Origin of the sequence: Psychromonas sp., from assembly GCF_047632955.1 — a bacterium.
Classification (GTDB): domain Bacteria; phylum Pseudomonadota; class Gammaproteobacteria; order Enterobacterales; family Psychromonadaceae; genus Psychromonas.
This window is the reverse complement of sequence record NZ_JBLIED010000002.1, coordinates 33,779-52,283: the sequence shown is the minus strand read 5'-3', so window position 1 is coordinate 52,283 and position 18,505 is coordinate 33,779. Positions and strand designations below refer to the sequence as shown.

Here is an 18,505-nt window from a genome sequence, read left to right as displayed (position 1 = left end):
AAAATGCAGCTTGTTTTTTGCTCTACTCCTTGAAAATAAAACTCTTCGGCATTCAGCCAGAAGACCAATAAGAGGTATTAAATGAAAAAGATATTTAAACTTGTTCCGGCATTACTTGTTTTAACGTTCCTTTTTTCCGGCAGTGTCTTTGCCAAAGATAAAAGCCTGATAGTGGGCGGTAAAAATTATACCGAACAACTTATTCTTCCGGAACTCGCCAGCATCCTTCTTGAAGAGCAAGGCTTCGATGTAACGGTGAAGACAGGTGTAGGATCAGTAATTGCCAGAAAATCACTGGAAAATGCTTCGTTCGATCTTTATTACGAGTATACGGGCACGGCATACACTCTGTATTACAAGCAGGACGATACAGAAATAATGACCGATCCTAAAAAGATTTATGACTGGCTCAAAAAAGCCGATGCGAAGGAGGGGCTTGTCTGGCTTGATCCGGTTCAGTACAACAATACCTATACCTTGATGATGAATAAAGCAGAAGCTTCGAAACTGGACATTAAGAGCATTTCCGATCTGGGCGTCTACGTCACTAACAATCCGGACAAAATGATATTTGCTCTGGATTCTGAATTCTGGGAACGCCCTGATGGATTTAAAAGCGTGATGAAAACCTATAATTTCAGACTGCCAGCCGGACAGGTTAAAAAAATGTCAGTGGGTCTTACCTATCAGGCATTAAAAGAAGGGCTGGTTAATTCTGCAATGGGTTATGCTACCGATGGTAGAATCATGGCCTTCGGCTTTGTGAACCTGATAGACGACAAGTCTTTCTTCCCTGTATACAATCCCGTACCCGTTATCAGAAAAGAAATCCTTGATATGTATCCTGAAATCCCTGCCATATTAAAACCGCTTGCGGATACGCTGACTACGACAGAGATGCAGCAACTCAATAAAGCCGTGGATATAGATCATGAAAGAGTTCACGAAGTAGCCGTGAATTGGCTCAAAAGTAAAAATCTGATCAAATAAACCTGCTCCGCAGATCTTCGATTGGGGGGAGTTATTTCCTTCCCCCTTTCCATAGAGACTTAAATCACAGAGACTTAAACCTCAAATACTTAAAAAACTGTTTATCGTTCACACATTTTCAATCACTAAACCTCTACTTTAATCCCCGGTTCTGATTTTTTAGAAGCATTTTAACCTTAGCTTTCTGATCAAAAGGGGCACATCGAGTTAGAACTTTTGCACTATTAATCTGTTGAAGCTACTCCATTTACGCTCGCTTTCTACCAAGCGAGCGTAAAAATCTCTTTATATTCTGGATATAGCCAAGTCGAAATGGCAAAAGGCAAGATGTGATAATTATTAAAAAGGCAAAAAGAAAGACCCTCGGCTCCTCGCGGTTCGTTACTTTCGGGGGAGTAAGCGGCGGTTAATGTGATGGAGGGAAGCTGCGACGAAAAAGCATGACATAGATGGTCACTTAAAGCATTGCATGTCAGCGCGGAGTATTGGCTATAGAAAGCTGCCGAGACAAGGCGCTCAGAGCTGTGTGATAGTGTACATTTTCGAGGAAATGGCCTTTATTATGCCTATAGCCAACTGGTCCGAGCCGCTTTCCGGGGCACGGACCAGTTGAAGACACGCCTTCAGATCACGGGAAGACCGGAAGGTCCGGCATTCCATTGCTGTAGCCGATCACGTAGCTCGGTACCTCATTGCAGGCATCCGGTTCGCAGACGCTAGGCGCAGGGATACCGTCTGTCGCGTCCCCGTTGACAGTCTCACCGAACCCGTTGATTACGTGGGTGATCGTGCCCGGGCCGCTAAGGTTTTTCGTCATCACGTGGAATATTTTGACCTCGGGTGTATCTGGCACCTCGTATGCGTTCTCGGTGACGATGTCGGGGTTGTTGCGGTTGAAGACGTACGATCCACCGCCCCACAGCTCGTGCTTCTGGACGTCATCGGCGACCTTGTACGCGGCCCATCCGAGCGTGCCGTGAGGAGTCATCCAGTCCGCCTGGGTGGGTGGATCATAGGGCAGCTCGTTCTGGTACAGGACCACGCGGCCGTTCTCGCCGTTCCAGATGGTGTTGTACTCCTGGAAATGCTCGACGAACAGGCCAGTGGCAGTGATATCGTCACCATTGATGACCACGCCATTGCGGCCGATGTTAGTGATCCAGCGCTCATTGTCGCCAAAATCTCCGCCATCGCCGTTTTCTCCGCCGACGATTTCGAAGCCTTCAACTCCGTGGTCAGCTCGCCACACCCAAGTGTGGTCGATCAGAACGTTGTCGCTGTTGACCTGCAGAGCGATGTCGGCCTTGCCGATGTGCGGCCCACCGACGCGGAAGTACACGTCGCTCAGCGTGGTCGGGTTGCTCGGATCGTTATTGTTCCGACCGTTGTTGCCGTTCTTCTTGCCGACCTGCAGCAGCACCGGTGACTCGATCGTGCCTGCGTCGATTGTCACGCCGGCAACAATAATGCCCGGCTTGTCGCCGATCTTCAGCGGAATGGCGCCGTCAACAGCGGTGAGCGTCGCCTGACCCATGCCCAAAACGACCGTGTCTGCCCGCTTTACCTCGATGCTCTCCGCGACGTCGTACACGCCGGGGGTGAGGATCAGGTGCTTGCCGCGAGCCAGCTGGTTGTTGATCTCCTGAACTGAGTCGTTCGGATCAGCGATGAAGAAATCGGTGATCTTGATGGACCGGCCGGGTGTCATGCCGTCGGCCCAGCTAATGCCGCTGGTATTACGATACGCGTTGGGCACTCGAACCAAGTACTTGCCCTCGTCGTCGACGTACAGGTACGGTTTCTCACGGCTCACCGGGGTCTCGGCGAGCGTGGTGTAAGGAGGATCCGGGTATCCGATGTCCTGCGGCGCGCCGATCACGCCGGAGAACACCTGATTCCACACGGGATTCGTCCACTCACCGATCTCGCTGTTGCGAGTGTACCACTGCTGCTGGGAACCGTTGATGATCACCCCGGCCCTCGAGTCGGCGATATAGCCGCCGCTGGCGAAGGACGGTCCTGAGCAGTAGTCCATGAGCGTGAGATTTCCGCCCTTGACGTCAACCCGGCGCATCGATACCGCCTGCGATACCGCCCACATGTTGGCCGAAGCCTCGCAACCGCCCTGGCCTAAAGTGTTCACGTTGATCGTGAGGTTGGACAGACTGCGCCAGAAGTTGTTCAGCGCGAAGCAACCCACGAACTCCGGGTTCGTGGGATCGTCGAAGCACTGGTTGTAGACCTCGATCGCCCCGTTGATCTGGACATCATTCGGCGAGGCGCTCAGGCCCGCGACCTCCGTGTAGTAGCCGACCTGAACCTGCAGCGGCTCCTCGTCGGTGCCGTACTCGCCCGGTAGGAAGAGGAGGCTGTAACGCTCTTCGCCCATCTCGTTGCTGACCTGCATGGCGTGAATCGTGTCGACTGTTGCCTGGATAGAACTCGTATCCATGCCCGGGCCGAAGATCATGACGTTGGGACCGAAGTCGGGATTCGTGGGATCTGTTATCTGCGTCGGAGCAGCGTTAGCAGTAAAAGCCGGAACCGTCGCCAGCGCGATCCCTAACGCCAAGGTTCCGATGGTTAATGAAGTTGGTACATTAAAGCGTATGTTAGGCATGTTTTTTTCCTCCATTTGAAGGCTGAATTATTAGAATGAATATGCTTTACCACCGGATGTCCAATAATACAGCACTTCGACATCGCCCGCTTGGGAACCCATTCTGATTTGACCGCACAGAGCAACACCTAATCCGGATTTCTTAGCGAGTTTTATATTCATCGACCTTTACCCTTTTTGACTTTTATCTAGGTTTTATAGGTGAGCCTCAACTGCTAAGCGGAGGTCGACCGATTAAAAGAGTATAGGAAGAATAAAAGCCATTTGAGTATAGGACGGAAAAAAACCTTTACCAAAAAAATTGTTGATTTGAACAGGATGTTTTATCTCTGTTTCTATTGGACGGGCAGGGGCAACCTAGCGTTGACTCTGTCGCTCACTTCCTGCTTACAAAGGTATTTATGAAAAAGATCGTTTATTAGCCATCAAATTGGATAACCGAAGGTATCTAGCCTTCAGCACCCACAACATCCTGCTGTGATCGTCAGTTGGTCCAAGTGTAATGCGCCAGTCATCGGCGTGATTGTGTTTGCTTCGGATCAAGGTCTAGTCGAATAATTCAATGAAGTGATGGCCGCGGTTTAGTGCGTGAATATTTGTTTGTCAGTCTTTTTTGAGTTTGTACGCAATCTCTTGCTAGTGAGAATACAAGCCGACTTGCCGCGAGCCGAAAAGAATATTGATGAAATACCGGAAAACCTAAATCAAACCTTTGACCGTTTACGTCAAAGCGATATAGATGTGGAGTTGTTCGATGTTTTATCAAGTTTTAATGATCTAAATTAGAATCTCGATCAATGTTGTAATGAATAAGCCGTATGTTGTGATTTAAAGAGAGTAGTGTGTTCGGTAGCGCACAAAGTAATTGTTTGGCTGTTTGATAATATCCCGCTAATATCGCTTTGTTATGACCTAATTTCCTCACTAAAAATTCTAAGAATCCCCCCTATGCATGATGCCATCGATACTACTTTTTCGCCGTTACAAAATCATCTCTTAGCCGCCTTACCCGAGGACGTTCAAGATCGTCTGTTTCCTTTTATTGAGTTGGAAAAGCTGGAGCTAGGGCAGGTGATGTATAAAGCTGACGACAAATTGGCCTATGTGCATTTTCCTGTCGATGCCATTGTATCTTTGCTTTACGTGATGGAAAGTGGCGCGTCTGCCGAAATATCAGTGGTCGGTAACGAAGGGCTGGTTGGTGTCGCTTTATTTATGGGCGGTGAAAGTACCTCTAGCGTAGCCGTGGTGCAAAGCGCGGGTTATGCTTATCGCCTAAAAGGCAGCATGTTAACCGACGAATTTGACCGACACGATAAGCTGATGGAATTGATGCTGCTTTATACGCAATCATTGATCACTCAAATGGCGCAAACCGCTGTGTGTAATCGTCATCATTCGATTAGTCAGCAATTATGTCGCTGGTTGTTAGTGTTGTTGGATCGTCTGCCGGATAACCATCTCACCATGACCCAGGAATTGATTGCTAACATGCATGGTGTGCGCCGTGAAGGCGTTACCGAAGCGGCGGGTAAATTACAAAAGCTTGGAGTGATTAATTATCACCGTGGTCATATCACTGTGCTAGATCGCGCGAAACTCGAATCCTTGAGCTGCGAATGCTACGCCGTTGTGAAGACAGAAACGGATCGTTTGTTGCCGCAACCTTTGGTGAATAATAATGCCTAATTTGCGCTTACCTAAACCATAGCAAGACGCGTTCTCATTAGATAAGAGCCTCAAAAAACTTGCTCACCCAATTAACTAAGGTGTGGCAGGGTTTCCTGAACGCGAGGCTTTACTTGCAAATGATCCGGGGTTCAATCTTCATGTGGGTGTGATGGTGACGATCAGAATAGGAATAACTTGTTCTTTATTGCGTGGATACCCACTGCTTTATTTTATTAAACTCACTTTTTTTAAACCCCGTAAACTTCTTCACTATTTTACCCTTTTTATCAATCAGGTAAGAAGTAGGTACACCTTCAATTTCATAGGCGGTTCGTTGCCATTCAGGCACGTCCCTTAATATTAAAAATTGCGCGGGAAAACGATGCGTAAATTTTAGAATATCCTTTGAATTTTCATCAAGATTAACCCCTAGAACAATAAAATCATCATTTTTAAGCTCATCTTGAAGGTCATTCAGATAGGGAAAAGATTGACGACAGGGGATGCACCAGGTTGCCCAAAAATCAATTAAAACAATTTTACCTAATAAATCATGTAATCCGAGGGCTTGTTGACTGTGAATTTCAATGCCATCAAGCGGGGGAGCTATTGTCTCTTTTGTTAAACAAAAAGATGGAAGGGAGCAAATCAATAATATAAACCCGGCAGTGCAGCGCAAACTAATTCTCATCATGATAATTAACCCAATAAAAAATCACATTATCTTTTAAAATAATGACAACAGTATGAATAGTGACATTATTCATAGCCTATATCGACAACTATATCGATAACTACATTTAAACAAAACTAACATAATAGTGTCACTTAAATGTAACAAACTCGTACTACAATCTCGTTCATTGTTAATCCATACCAATCTTTAAAGGAATAAAAATGAAAATTAACCTTGTTAATAAAGCGGTTGTCGCCGCACTTGGTGCAGGTCTGATGATCAGTGCAGGCGCTGCGGATCTTATCCAAAAAGACAATCAGTGGTTCAAGGATGGTCAAGCTGAATTACAAAAAAAAATGAATACCCCGCGTATCAATGGCATGGCTAAAAACATCATTCTATTCGTTGGTGATGGTAATGGTGTGACATCAAATACAGCCATTCGTATCTATAAAGGTCAAAAAGAAGGTGCAACGGGTGAAGAATACGTTCTCAGCTACGAGCAGTTTCCAAACCTTGCCCTGGCAAAAACCTATAATACCAATGCACAAACACCTGACTCAGCGGGCACTGCATCAGCCTTTCTTACCGGCGTAAAAACACGCCAGGGTGTTATCAGCGTGAATTCAAGCGTCGAACGTGGTGATTGCCAAGCTGGATTAAAAAATGGTCTGACAACCATTCTTGAATTAGCAGAGCAAGCCGGTAAATCAACGGGCGTAGTATCAACAGCGCGTGTCACCCATGCAACGCCTGCGGCAGCTTATGCACACTCAGCAGACCGTAACTTTGAAGATGACAGCGCACTAACAGCAGAGCAAAAGGCCGCTGGTTGTACTGATATCGCCACACAAGCACTTGGTACTGATATGGAAGTTGTTTTCGGTGGCGGTCGCCGTCACTTTTTACCAACAACAACTACCGACGGTGAGGGTCAATCAGGTAAACGTAGCGATGGTCGAGATCTCACTAAAGAGTGGCTGAGTAAATTTAAAGATGCGGCCTACGTCTGGGATCAATCGGGTTTTGACCAACTAGATACAGAAACAACCGGTCCGGTATTAGGGTTGTTCAATAGCTCGCACATGGAATACGAAGCGGATCGCGCTAAGGATAAAGGCGGCGAACCTTCTCTTGCGGAAATGACAGACAAAGCGATTGATATATTAGACAACAACAAAAAAGGTTACTTCCTGTTAGTTGAAAGCGGTCGTATTGACCATGCTCATCATGCAGGAAACGCCGCACGTGCACTAGAAGATGGTTCTGCCTTTGCCGATGCGGTTCAAGCTGCGATGGAAAAAACCTACACCAAAGACACGCTTATTGTTGTCACAGCGGATCACTCACATACGCTCAGTATGCAGGGTTACGCAAAACGGGGAAATCCAATTTTAGGCTTAAGCGTCGGTGTTGACAGTAAAGGCAATCCAACCGATAAATTAAACCTGGGTGATGATGGTAAACCTTATACAACCCTAAGCTACATCAATGGCCCGGGTGCAATCGAAGGTCCGCGTGCTGATCTTACACAAATTGATACAACGGATTTAGATTACATTCAACAGGCATTAATTCCAATGCAGTCTGAATCTCATGCCGGTGAAGATGTTGCTATCTATGCGCAGGGTCCTAAAGCCTGGCTAATCGATGGTTCGGTTGAACAGAACTATATCTTTAATGTGATGGCTAATGCGGGTGGTTTACTTAAATAAACCACTGTAAAACAGTCCATAACAAGGATGCAAATTTAACCTTTGCATCCTTTTCTCGTTTGAAAATAAGGTTAATTATTGATGCGTATCACTGTACTATTTTTGGCTATTTTATTTAGTTTCGTCGCGCAGGCTGCTGATCAATTAAAGTTTCGTGATCTCTATGGGCGCGGTGGTGATTTTTCGGCATTAGCGCAACAAAAAAAGGGTCAGGAAATTCGTGTTAGAGGTTATATGGCCCCGCCAATAAAAGCGCAGGCTGATTTCTTTGTACTCACTAAAATGCCCATGTCTTATTGCCCATTCTGTGAATCTGAAGCGGATTGGCCCACGGATATCATGTTAATTAAAACCGATGACATTATTGAAGTGCTTCCCTATAACGTCCCTATTTACGTAACGGGTATATTAGAAATAGGGACAGAAATAGATCCCGATACCGGCTTTTTAAGCAAAGTACGCTTAGTTCAGGCTAAGTTCGAAAAGTAAAAAGGATTGATATGTTAAAGCTTACTGATGCAAAAGTGGAGCTCGATAAACAACTGATTTTATCGCTTGATGAAATAGAACTCGCCTATGGTCAATTCAATGTACTAGCGGGACCCTCCGGTGCCGGAAAATCGACGTTTTTGCATTTAATTTCAGGGCAATTAAAAGCCAAGCAGGGTTGTATTCATTGGAAAGATCAGGCGCTTGAGCAATTAAGTGATAACGATTGTTCAAGGTGGCGCAATCAGGAAGTTGGCTTTATCTTCCAGGACTTTTACCTTATTCCCTCTTTATCCGCCTTGGAAAATGTCATTCTGCAACATAGTTTTTCAAATTGGCGAACTTCAACGACACTCAAGCAGCAGGCCATTGCATTATTAAAGCAATTTGGCATTACCAATATTAATAAAAACATTAATCAATTTTCTCGCGGGGAAAAGCAACGAATTTCACTGGCAAGGGCGTTATCCGGCAACCCGTCGATCATTCTAGCCGATGAACCCACCGCATCATTGGATAAAGAAAATGCCAAGTTTGTTATTGAACAACTTAAAGAGCAGGCTCAACGAGGAAAATTTGTGTTAGCAGTCAGTCACGATCCCCTTGTTATTGAGCAAGCAGATCAAACAGTGTATTTAGAAAGAGGAGTAATTCAACATGAATCCACTGATGCTGCTTAAGGCCTGGTATCGCCAATACACACTCCCCTGCGTTATTTTTGTGGTGTTATTCAGTGTTGCCTTATCGTTAGGTGTCGCTTTGTTATCACAGGAACGTGCAATAAAACAAAGCAGTGCCAATGTATCGGATCAATTTGATTTAATTATTGGTGCACCGGGCTCTAAAATTGACCTGGTGTTGAATACTGCCTTTTTAAAAACCGGTTTTCTGGAAACAGTACCCACGCATGTCTGGCATGATCTATTAGACGATCAACGTATCAAATGGTTTGCTCCTATCGTTTTTGGCGATGGTTATAATGGCTCGCCCATTGTTGGTACCACGCAAGCATTAGTCAGCTCTTTATATGGCGAACAGGGAAATTTCCCCACTATTCATTCTGCTTTTATAGGGGCCAACGTTGATCTTAGTCTCGGTGATGTTTTTCAAGCACAGCATGGCATGATAGAAGAGTCCGCTGACAGCGACGATGATGAAGAGGAGGGCCATTCACACCATAGCGATTATAAAGTGGCTAAAAAACTACCCGTTACCGGCACGCCTTGGGACAATGCTATTTTAGTACCCGTTGAAGCTAGCTGGCAGATTCATGGTCTGGGTAATGGACACGCTGATCACGACGAGGCAGAGCATAATCAAAATGAATTAATCAACTTCGGGGTGTTCGACCAACAAGACGCTTTCAAACCGGTGTCTGCTTTCATTGTAAAACCAAACTCTATTGCTAGCGCCTACGGCTTACGCAGTGATTTCAGTAATAATGAAACTCAGGGCGTATTTCCTGCTGAAGTGATGGTGATGTTATACGCACTAATGGGTGATGCACGCGCATTAATGAGTCAGATAACACTGATTTGCGAAGGTTTAGTGATGCTTTCATTGGTCTTTGGTATTGCGGCTTTATTTGCATTATTTAAACGTGAATTCGCCATTTTACGCACCATCGGGGCCACTCGAAATTACCTGTTATTATCGGTTTGGTTATTTGTCTTTAGCTTAATGACCATTGGATTATTACTGGGAATGTTACTGGCTAGCGTTGAAGTGCAATGGATAAGCAATATCTTAAGTGATAAGGCTCAATTTAATATTAATGCGACACTACAGGCAAAAGACTGGTTGTTTGCCCTTGCTGTTTTGGGCGTTGGCAGTGTCATGGCATTGCTGCCTGCGCTATTTGTTTACCGTGTTAGTAATGAAAAATTGATGCAGTCGATTTAAAGTACAGACAATATCTTGTGAAGATAATGTAATAAAAAACGGGAAATACAGATAATGTATTTCCCGTTTATGTTGATCAAGATAAAAGGCAATGGTCACACAACGAGCATTAAAAAAACGTCTGATCCCACCGGCCTCTGGATAACATTATCAGCTGATGCTAAGTCAGTATCATTGAGAAGTATCCGCCAATCAGAGCAAGCACGGTCGTGAATGCATAGCTGACCGGATAGGGGATGGCCGCGACAGAACTGCCAGACTCTTCCATGATTGCATTGAGACCTGGTGTACTGTTACGAGCACCCGTAGCCGACCCAGCGGCGATCACTGAGTTAAGACCAAAAATCTTGATTCCTACCCAAAATGCGATAAGTGGGGGAATTAATCCCCCCACAATACCGATTAGAGCAACCCATAAGATAGTGTCACCAGTAAGGGCGGAGATGACTTTAGGACCGACGTTGGCCGCAAGAACGGCGACAAAGACATTTAGGCCAAAATCCTGAAGAAAAGTTCGCGCACCTTCGTGGACCGGACCGCCAAAATTAGGGTTCCTACTTCGAAAATAACTCACCCCAATCCCAGCCATTATTACCCCGGCGGAAGTACCCAGCGCAAAGGGAATACCGGAAATGGTCACCGTGATAATGCCTACCAGGTAGCCTGCTAACATCGCGAGCGCAAGGTAGAGGATCTCGGATTTCATGGTCGGTAGGATAGCGTGTCCGCCGAGCTGTTTTGCGGTTTTCTGCAGGGCGACATCCGGGCCAGTTAGACGCAGCACGTCACCAAACCGGACATCAATTTTTGGCCCAAGTGGAAGTTCGGTGCCATCACGAAATAGCGCTTTCACTGCGACACCGCCCTCCATGATCTGACCAAACTCAGCCAAACTTTGACCTGATCGTTTGTGTGAGCCGATATGTACATCAGCCGCTTCAATTGGAATGTTGCGAGACAAAGGATCGTCCGATTCAGGACCGATCAGTTCTCCCTCTTCTAGAATCAGATCGTCGACATCTGCACGCACTGTAACGATGTCATCGTTTTGAATTGTTGGATCGCTACTCAGAGTGACGATCTCACCATTTCGTACGACGCGCAGGATTGGCGCCTCAGGGAACGCTTCAGCTAGCTGCGAGATTGTTTGACCGATAAACTTTGGGTGTGTCACGGTAAAGGCTCGAACGCCAAATGGGGAGAATCCCATGGCTAATGCTTTTGGCGCCCCAGGGACGGGATGAATAGCTCCACCACTGAACTCCTCTTCTGCGAGTTTCGCGTCGGTGACGGCATTCCGACCAAAAATGCGCGGAAGATAACGAATTAGCAGGATTATTCCCACCGTGGAGAGAACATAACTGATCGCATAAGCGGCAGCCATGTTGGCACCGACTTCCTCAATCGTCATCCCTAGTGGTGGAGTATAGGCTCCACTGGCTAGGGCGCCTTGACCAACGCCGAGGATTGCAGTGATGGTATAGCTGCCGGAGATTAATCCGGTCGCATAACCCGGTGCGAGATCAAAGAGTTGGGCACCAAAAAAGCAAATGACCCAGTTTAGACTCCAGACTATCAAACCGATAGTTATGAATGCCAAGCCCCCTTTGCGTAAACCTGAAAAGAACTGAGGCCCCACTTTCAGCCCGAGCGCATACATAAAGAGCAATAGCATGAAGGACGACAGAATACTGGGTATTGCGTAACTGATTCCGTAAACCGACTCGGCAATCATTGAAATACCGATACCGACTAGCAAGGTGCCAGCGGTAGACCCTAGAGTGAGAGTTCTGTAGCTGAACTTACCGATTAGTGTACCGATCGCAAGGGCAAGTAGAACGAAGGCAATAGGTTGGTTACCTAAGAGCTGAAAAAAACCGTGAAGACCCGACTCTGTGACGGGCTGAATGGTGTCGAAAACATTGCCAACCACGCTGCTCACCGATGGTATTGCATCGCCCTTGGTCACGGTGCTATCGGTTACTACCGAATTCGCTAACGCAGACTGAGAGACCAATATCGGTAGTAAGCTGAGGCAACGCAGGGCAATGCTTCGCATTGTCCTGTGGATGCGTTTCAGATTAACCATGGTGAAACCCCGGTTTTGCGGTTGAATTGAGGATCGGATTTTTGCTTAGGTGGTCGATCGCGCGGATGATATCGTCCAGAAGCAGTTGTGCCAAATCTCGGCTGACGCCATGGCGAATCAGGATGCGCTGGACGACCGTATCTTGACGATTCATCGGCAGTGGATAGGACGCGATTTGCCATCCGCCCATTCGTACCCGTTCCGATAGGTCATAAAGCGTAAAACCGTGATTCGTGTCGGTTAGTTTATAGGCGACAGCTGGAAGACCGCCATGACCATCATAAACCATTTCTAAACAATCAAATTCTGCCAGTTTGCTACTTAACCATTGCGCGGTGTCAGAGCAGGCTTGTTGGACGGCGCTATAGCCATCGAAACCAAGATGGAGGAAATTGTAATATTGGGCAATAATTTCACCGCCGGGGCGCGAGAAGTTCAACGCAAACGTAGGCATGTTGCCACCGAGATAATCGACGTAAAAGATAAGTTCTTCGGGTAAATCCTCTTGTGATGCCCAGATAATCCAGCCGACGCCAAGGGGGGCCAGGCCAAATTTGTGGCCAGAAGCGTTGATAGATTTAACCCGATCGAGTTGGAAATCCCAGACAATGTCTTTTTGAATAAAAGGCGCGATGAAACCGCCAGAGGCCGCATCCACATGAATAGGTATATCAAGTCCAAGGTCCTGCTGCATTAAATCCAGCTCATTAGCCAGAGCCTCAATCGGTTCATAGATGCCGGTGAAAGTAACGCCTAAGGTGGCCACTACACCAATAGTGTTTTCGTCACAATATTTGCGCAAATCGCTAGGTGTTAGGCCAAGATTGTTCCCTTCCAGCGGTACCTCACGAATTTCAACATCGAAATAGCGCGCAAATTTCTCCCAGCAAATTTGCACAGGGCCGGTTACTATATTTGGTTTGCTGGCATCTTTCCCTGCGGCTTCGCGACGTTTGCGCCATGCCCATTTTAGCGCTAGACCGCCCAGCATAGCAGCCTCGCTTGAACCTGTTGTTGAACAGCCAACGGTTTTACGCGATTTTTTAGCGTGCCAGAGGTCAGCAAGAATGTGCACACAACGACTTTCAATTTCTGCGGTTTGAGGGTACTCGTCTTTATCGATCATGTTCTTGTCAATGGCGTCAGTCATTAGCTGTTTGACCTCATCATCAACCCAAGTGGTGCAAAAGGTGGCGAGATTCTGGCGTGCATTTCCGTCTAGTAAAAGTTCATCGCGGATCAGTGCATAGGCAGTGCGAGGCTCTATTCGTTGTTTGGGCATCTGATATTTAGGGAGGCTTTCTTGTGAGGCATCTGTTGCATAGATGTCGCGCATGCTTGACTGATTGTTTAAATTGATGTGATGGATAGGCATATGAATGCTCCTTTAAAGGGCAATTTACGGCTGGCTGAGAAAGCGCCGCTTCGCTCTGTTCCAGTGGCGGAGAGATGACAACGATGTTGGTACTTGCGGCTAACTGTGCTTGCCACTAACAGCAAAGGAAACTAACGCATACATAGCTTGCCAAACCAGTCTGTTTTTGTCTGTACGTTAGCGTACAGTTAGTTACTTATTATGAGGTGTGGCGGTCTACGAGGGACGAATAGTGAATATCGGAATCTATATTTATGGTAATGCAGAAGTACTTGATTTTTCGAGAACGGCTCTAGGGATTTTCGCAGCTCAGGCCTATTACCCGTAACTTGCCGTCGTTAATTTGGCAGGAGTAATAGGCTGATCTGCTTTGCGTTTGTTATTAACCAAGTAATGGGTGTCCAGCTTTTTGTTAAGCCTTTTGTTTAAATTTTGCAGGGAGATGAGATGGTTATTAAATCGTTAGAGGTGGAGAATTAACCCGCTATTTTTACCCCATATCATAAAAAAACCTAGCACACCTGTGAATAAATAGCCTTTAAGACTATTACCATTAAAAATGCATTTTTGCATTTCGAATGGTAACGGGTTGATGACTAGTAATAAAGAGTGTGACTTTACTCATATGTACTTATTCATAGTCTGAGGTGATACGCTAAAAAGCAGCTGGGCAATACAAGCATAAATAACATTCTGAAACAGAAAAAACGGATCATCCAAACCTTTATATTCTTAACAATTCAAAATTAAAGAGCAGTTCTTCGATATCTGTATCTGACTTTTTTTTTTATTATATTTTCCGTTGCCCCATTAGATCTGCCATCTCTAGTAAAGATTGTTCAATATAATCGTGCATTTTATCTAACTTATCTTGCATCACCGTTCGACTGGTCATATTAAAATAGATCTCATCCTTTCGAGTGAAGTACATAATGCCATATCCATGATCAACAATAGGACCGTAACCTGCTAACACAACACCGTATGCCGATGTTGTACTGGTACAAACAACACTATTTGTTAGCACTTGAAACCCTTTATCTGTAAATAAATCAGGCAATTTTTCCATCCCAAGTTCACGACCAGAAGCATCATAATGGTATTTAAGCGCAAGTAGATGTGAATAAACTCCCTGACCGGAGCGGCATTCTTTAGCCCTTTCAATATGTTTTTGTGTCGCAAGAATAAGCGCGTCTATTTTATCTTGTACCGGACAACCGGCGTTTTGCATCTTCTCTATAAATGCTAATGATTCAGGTGAAACGGTATAGAGTACATCGATACGCCCATCTAAAAATGTTCTCGTCATTATCGCTTCATATGCGCTATAGCACTTGCCATACAGCTTATACTCGGCCAATTGCAATGCTAACTGAACAAAAGCATCCGGGCTTATAGCGAATTTTCTAATTTTATTTTTTCCAAATGACTTAAACGTTAATACGCGGGTTTGAGTGTTTGCCACGTGTTGTTTAAATGCGATTGCAGCCTTAGAAATAGTTTCTTTTAGTGATTTATTTAATTCAAACTTAACTTCTTGGAGGGCGTTATTTGTCTCTTTATTAACAATAAAATAACGGTGGGGATCCTTCCCCATAGTGTCATATAGATAGCCGATTAAACGCTGCACAGTTGAGCCATCAACACCGGAGTGTTCGAAATTGAGGCCAGTTTTTGCATTTTTAAATACAATAAATTGAAGTGATTTATCGAAAAAACGATCTCGACCATCTCCATGCAGTAAGTGTCGAGATACATCTGTCAACTCTTCTGGCTCATTTTCATCTAAACATAAAGCAAAAGCTGCTTCTTCTATTATGGTCATAGCTTGTTTATTCGTTCTTGATAACTTAAATAACTCATTCCGACTTTGAGCCCAAAGATCTCGAGGCAGTGAAGTCAATATACCTAAATTTTGCCCCGTACCAGACACGCCAAGAATACGGTTTAGTTCATGTTCAACAGCGGATCCCGAGCGGATCTGTCCGACTTCATCAAGAATATCTATTTTATAAATATGTTGCTTGTGTAGAACGACAATGTGCCGGCGACAAGATGAGACTTTAAATTTATCTCTTTTTTGATGAGGTATTCTTATTGAAGAAAAAATATTATTGTATTGATTCATACAAAGGGGCGTTTCTTTTTGAAAATCTGCTGCTAGTTCTTGTCTATCAAGGAGTGAAATAAAATGAAAAGCACTTACAATAAGCGCACTTGCCATATTGGCTTGTGAGCATGCTTTTTCATCAAGTTTATTTTTTAGATAATAAAATACATTATGGTTAATTACTAAAGAGGCGCGAGAATCAAGATACAAGGCTTTCCAAGCAGGAGCAGACCAGTTGCTATCTGTATGTTGATGAGACCATTCCGTTAATTTTTGTTGTAATCGAGGACCATCACCCCCTTGTTGCAGAAAGTGCTCAACCACTTTTTTTGTTGTATTTTGTTCTTCTTTTGTTAAAAATGGGGCGGCCCATTCTTTGAATTTTTGATTGGTTATATTCAGATCTGGTACTAGCATAACTGGCAACTCGTTTTGACAACGAGAGGTTTTCTCCATGATTTTTTTCACTTTTTCCTTGTTTTTTTATGATGTGAAAAGTTATCTACATCTTACTTTATTTTCACATTAATCAAAACAATAGTTACACCTGTAATCATCTGTGATGAAATTATTTTTTTAAAAATAATTAAGGCAGGGCTTACTTATCAAAAAAATTGGGAACATATAGACTCCATTTTCGAAAATAATACCAAAAGAAATAATCAAGTGAGCAACGATTGTGAAGGATAAATGAGAACGAACAAGGCGTGAGTTGCATTCGATTATTATTCTCACGTCACAAAATCGTCTGGAACTATTTAGAACAGCTTTAGCTGACCACTGAATGGTGAAGAACAGAACGTTCTGAATAAAGCGCACAAGGCAGTTAGAAATGATTTTAACCAGTAAGGCTGATCACCTTTGTAGTTCTTTTGGCAGAATATGGCTATTGTGTCATTTTGTGTATCGCGGTATCCAAACAATAGCGGAAAACTTGAAGTCTCTATCGCTCGCTTTTTCTAGTGGGTGACCCCATCACACTGGAGGTAATTTTCACAGCTCAGGCGTATAACCCGTAACTTGCCATCGTTAATTTGGCAAGGGTAATAGGCTGAGCTGCTTTGTGTTTATTGTTAATCAACTAACGGGTATACGGATATCCCGTCTCTTCCCGAATTTTTAACCTTAAATAAAGATTGATCGGCACAGTGCAGCAACTGCTCAATATCATATGAGGTATCCGCATTGACAATGCCGATACTCACGGTGACCGTGAGCGTTGCAGATATTTCCGGATAGTCCTGCTGTTTTATCAAGTGGTTTATTTTTTCGCATAGTGTGTAAACTTGCTGTGCTTGCCAGCCAATAATACCGAGCACAAATTCTTCTCCGCCCCAGCGTGCAATAAAACAGTTTCTTTGCTCAAACTGTGCAAACACTTGTCCTATTTTTTGCAGTACCTTATCACCTGCTAAATGCGTGTAGGTGTCATTAATCCGCTTAAAGTGATCAATGTCGATCATTACAATAGATAATATTGAAGCAGCATGCGAGAGTGAATAAATGCTAAGCACCCATTCATCAAAGGCTAAGCGATTATGTAACCCGGTCAAGGTATCTTCTCGAGCCTGTCTTGAAAAAGCCGATGCTTGAATCTGCAGCGCTTGGGTTTTTTGCGCGACTTCATGTTTTAATCTTAATTGAGATTGTTTGAGGTGGTACAGTCGCCAATGAACCAATAGACCGATGGTTAATAAAAACAGGATAAATAAGCTAAATTGAACTTCGATCCTTTGCCACCAATAGGGCTGAATAGTAAAAGAAAAGCTCGCTTCATTGACCTCATTTTCAAAGTAAGGGTAATAGGCATTGACGCGAAACTGGTATTTTCCCGGCGCGAGATTAGTATACTCGGCAACCCCCATTGAACCTCTTTTGATCCATTGTGTTTCCAGGCCCTCTAATTTAGTTCGATAAAGTATATCTTTTGAGGCAATAAAGCCTAAACCGACGAAATTAAAGGTTAGCCGCTGAACGCCAGGGGGCAGGGTGACGTTGTGCTGCTCACTCAGGTTTAACCAGCGCTGATCTACTTTGATTTTATCTATGATAGTTGGAAATTGAGCTGCGATAATCTGTTTAAAGCGTTGCGGGTGGGTGGCGATCAGCCCCTTCGCGGTGGCAAACCATAGTTGCCCGGTCGCGTCCTTGCTGACCGCCGGATTCGAGCCGCCATTAAGTTACGCAGTTGGCATGCCATCGAGTTCACCGTAATGAATGAAGTTAATCTCAGACTGCAGGCCATCGGCGACTGCGTTTGCCTCCTGCTTTGTAATTCGCCAGATCCCGCGATTAGAAGTCAGCCAAAAATCGCCCCTTGAACCTCCGGCAAATAAACTGCCATCGTTATCTGCATATAGGGCACGAACACCGGAATCAATCAGGCCGCTTGCGCTGCCGCGGGTAAAAACTTTAAATTCTTTACCGTTAAAACGCGCAATACCCTCCCAGGTTGCAAACCACAGATAACCATCTTCGGTCTGGGTAATAGCATTGATACTGTTATGGGGTAGCCCATCGCGGCTCGTCCAAGTGTCGTACTGGTAATTTTCGGAAAGAGCTGCTTGCGCGGGCAATATGGCAGTAAATACAAATAACAAAATTACAAAAAGGTGACGCAGTTTGGCTGTGATAACATTTATTAAGTTCATCGTTTTTGCCTAAATAACATATTGTATTGTGCGGAATGTTGTTTTATTCCAATCTAGACAAATAGCTAATAAAAAATAATACCAACAGGGGGGAGAATCCCTAAGTCAGTTGTATGGGTCATATTAGAGCATTTACGGTTAGCTTGCGCATGCACACTGTCTGGCTAGGGCATGGAGTTAATAATGTCATAAAAAACAAGTTTTTACCATTCAGTCT

13 protein-coding genes are annotated in these 18,505 nt (G+C 44.7%); 6 read left to right on the top strand and 7 right to left on the bottom strand.

Annotated elements, in window-relative coordinates; translation table 11 throughout:
- Positions 1 to 81: 81 nt before the first annotated feature.
- Positions 82 to 990, top strand: a complete 909-nt coding sequence (locus tag ACJAZP_RS01960) for a glycine betaine ABC transporter substrate-binding protein (protein ID WP_415229053.1) — start codon at positions 82 to 84, stop codon at positions 988 to 990.
- Between the two features lie 628 nt (positions 991 to 1,618).
- Here the strand turns inward: ACJAZP_RS01960 and ACJAZP_RS01955 are convergent.
- Entirely contained in the window at positions 1,619 to 3,610 is a 1,992-nt protein-coding gene (locus tag ACJAZP_RS01955; protein ID WP_415229052.1) for a hypothetical protein, read from the bottom strand.
- 948 nt (positions 3,611 to 4,558) lie between these two features.
- On the opposite strand from ACJAZP_RS01955, the gene ACJAZP_RS01950 reads away from it, so the two are divergent.
- Positions 4,559 to 5,299 carry a Crp/Fnr family transcriptional regulator gene (locus tag ACJAZP_RS01950; protein ID WP_415229051.1) on the top strand — a complete coding sequence of 247 codons (741 nt, stop codon included), beginning with the start codon at positions 4,559 to 4,561 and terminating at the stop codon, positions 5,297 to 5,299.
- 184 nt (positions 5,300 to 5,483) lie between these two features.
- Here ACJAZP_RS01950 and ACJAZP_RS01945 read toward each other — a convergent pair whose 3' ends face one another.
- On the bottom strand, positions 5,484 to 5,975 hold the full coding sequence (locus ACJAZP_RS01945; protein ID WP_415229050.1) for a TlpA family protein disulfide reductase: 492 nt from the start codon (positions 5,973 to 5,975) through the stop codon (positions 5,484 to 5,486).
- A 203-nt stretch (positions 5,976 to 6,178) separates the two neighbouring features.
- Between ACJAZP_RS01945 and ACJAZP_RS01940 the strand changes: the two genes are divergently transcribed.
- The 4 genes from ACJAZP_RS01940 (at position 6,179) to ACJAZP_RS01925 (ending at position 10,063) form a co-directional block, all read left to right on the top strand.
- Positions 6,179 to 7,672 carry an alkaline phosphatase gene (locus tag ACJAZP_RS01940; protein ID WP_415229049.1) on the top strand — a complete coding sequence of 498 codons (1,494 nt, stop codon included), beginning with the start codon at positions 6,179 to 6,181 and terminating at the stop codon, positions 7,670 to 7,672.
- A gap of 81 nt (positions 7,673 to 7,753) precedes the next feature.
- Positions 7,754 to 8,161 carry a hypothetical protein gene (locus ACJAZP_RS01935; protein WP_415229048.1) on the top strand — a complete coding sequence of 136 codons (408 nt, stop codon included), beginning with the start codon at positions 7,754 to 7,756 and terminating at the stop codon, positions 8,159 to 8,161.
- An 11-nt stretch (positions 8,162 to 8,172) separates the two neighbouring features.
- A complete protein-coding gene (locus ACJAZP_RS01930) occupies positions 8,173 to 8,841 on the top strand; it encodes an ABC transporter ATP-binding protein (RefSeq protein WP_415229047.1) in 669 nt (222 codons plus the stop codon).
- Positions 8,819 to 10,063 (top strand): FtsX-like permease family protein, encoded by a 1,245-nt coding sequence (locus ACJAZP_RS01925; protein WP_415229046.1) that lies wholly within the window; start codon positions 8,819 to 8,821, stop codon positions 10,061 to 10,063. The genes ACJAZP_RS01930 and ACJAZP_RS01925 overlap by 23 nt, the downstream gene beginning before the upstream one ends.
- Positions 10,064 to 10,223: 160 nt before the next feature.
- Here the strand turns inward: ACJAZP_RS01925 and ACJAZP_RS01920 are convergent, their stop codons facing one another.
- The 5 genes from ACJAZP_RS01920 to ACJAZP_RS01900 form a co-directional block, all read right to left on the bottom strand.
- Positions 10,224 to 12,152, bottom strand: coding sequence for an aspartate:alanine exchanger family transporter (locus tag ACJAZP_RS01920; RefSeq protein WP_415229045.1), 1,929 nt, complete (start codon positions 12,150 to 12,152; stop codon positions 10,224 to 10,226).
- The gene (locus ACJAZP_RS01915; RefSeq protein ID WP_415229044.1) at positions 12,145 to 13,527 is read right to left on the bottom strand and encodes a glutamate decarboxylase; all 1,383 of its coding nucleotides are present in this window, start codon (positions 13,525 to 13,527) and stop codon (positions 12,145 to 12,147) included. Before ACJAZP_RS01915 ends, ACJAZP_RS01920 begins: the two co-directional genes overlap by 8 nt.
- 790 nt (positions 13,528 to 14,317) lie before the next feature.
- Positions 14,318 to 16,105: a choline/carnitine O-acyltransferase gene (locus tag ACJAZP_RS01910; RefSeq protein ID WP_415229043.1), complete on the bottom strand. Its 1,788-nt coding sequence runs from the start codon at positions 16,103 to 16,105 to the stop codon at positions 14,318 to 14,320.
- Positions 16,106 to 16,710: 605 nt separating this feature from the next.
- Positions 16,711 to 17,559 carry a GGDEF domain-containing protein gene (locus tag ACJAZP_RS01905; protein ID WP_415229288.1) on the bottom strand — a complete coding sequence of 283 codons (849 nt, stop codon included), beginning with the start codon at positions 17,557 to 17,559 and terminating at the stop codon, positions 16,711 to 16,713.
- A gap of 258 nt (positions 17,560 to 17,817) precedes the next feature.
- Complete coding sequence (locus ACJAZP_RS01900) at positions 17,818 to 18,288, bottom strand: ligand-binding sensor domain-containing protein (protein ID WP_415229042.1); 471 nt, start codon at positions 18,286 to 18,288, stop codon at positions 17,818 to 17,820.
- Between the last annotated feature and the right edge of the window lie 217 nt (positions 18,289 to 18,505).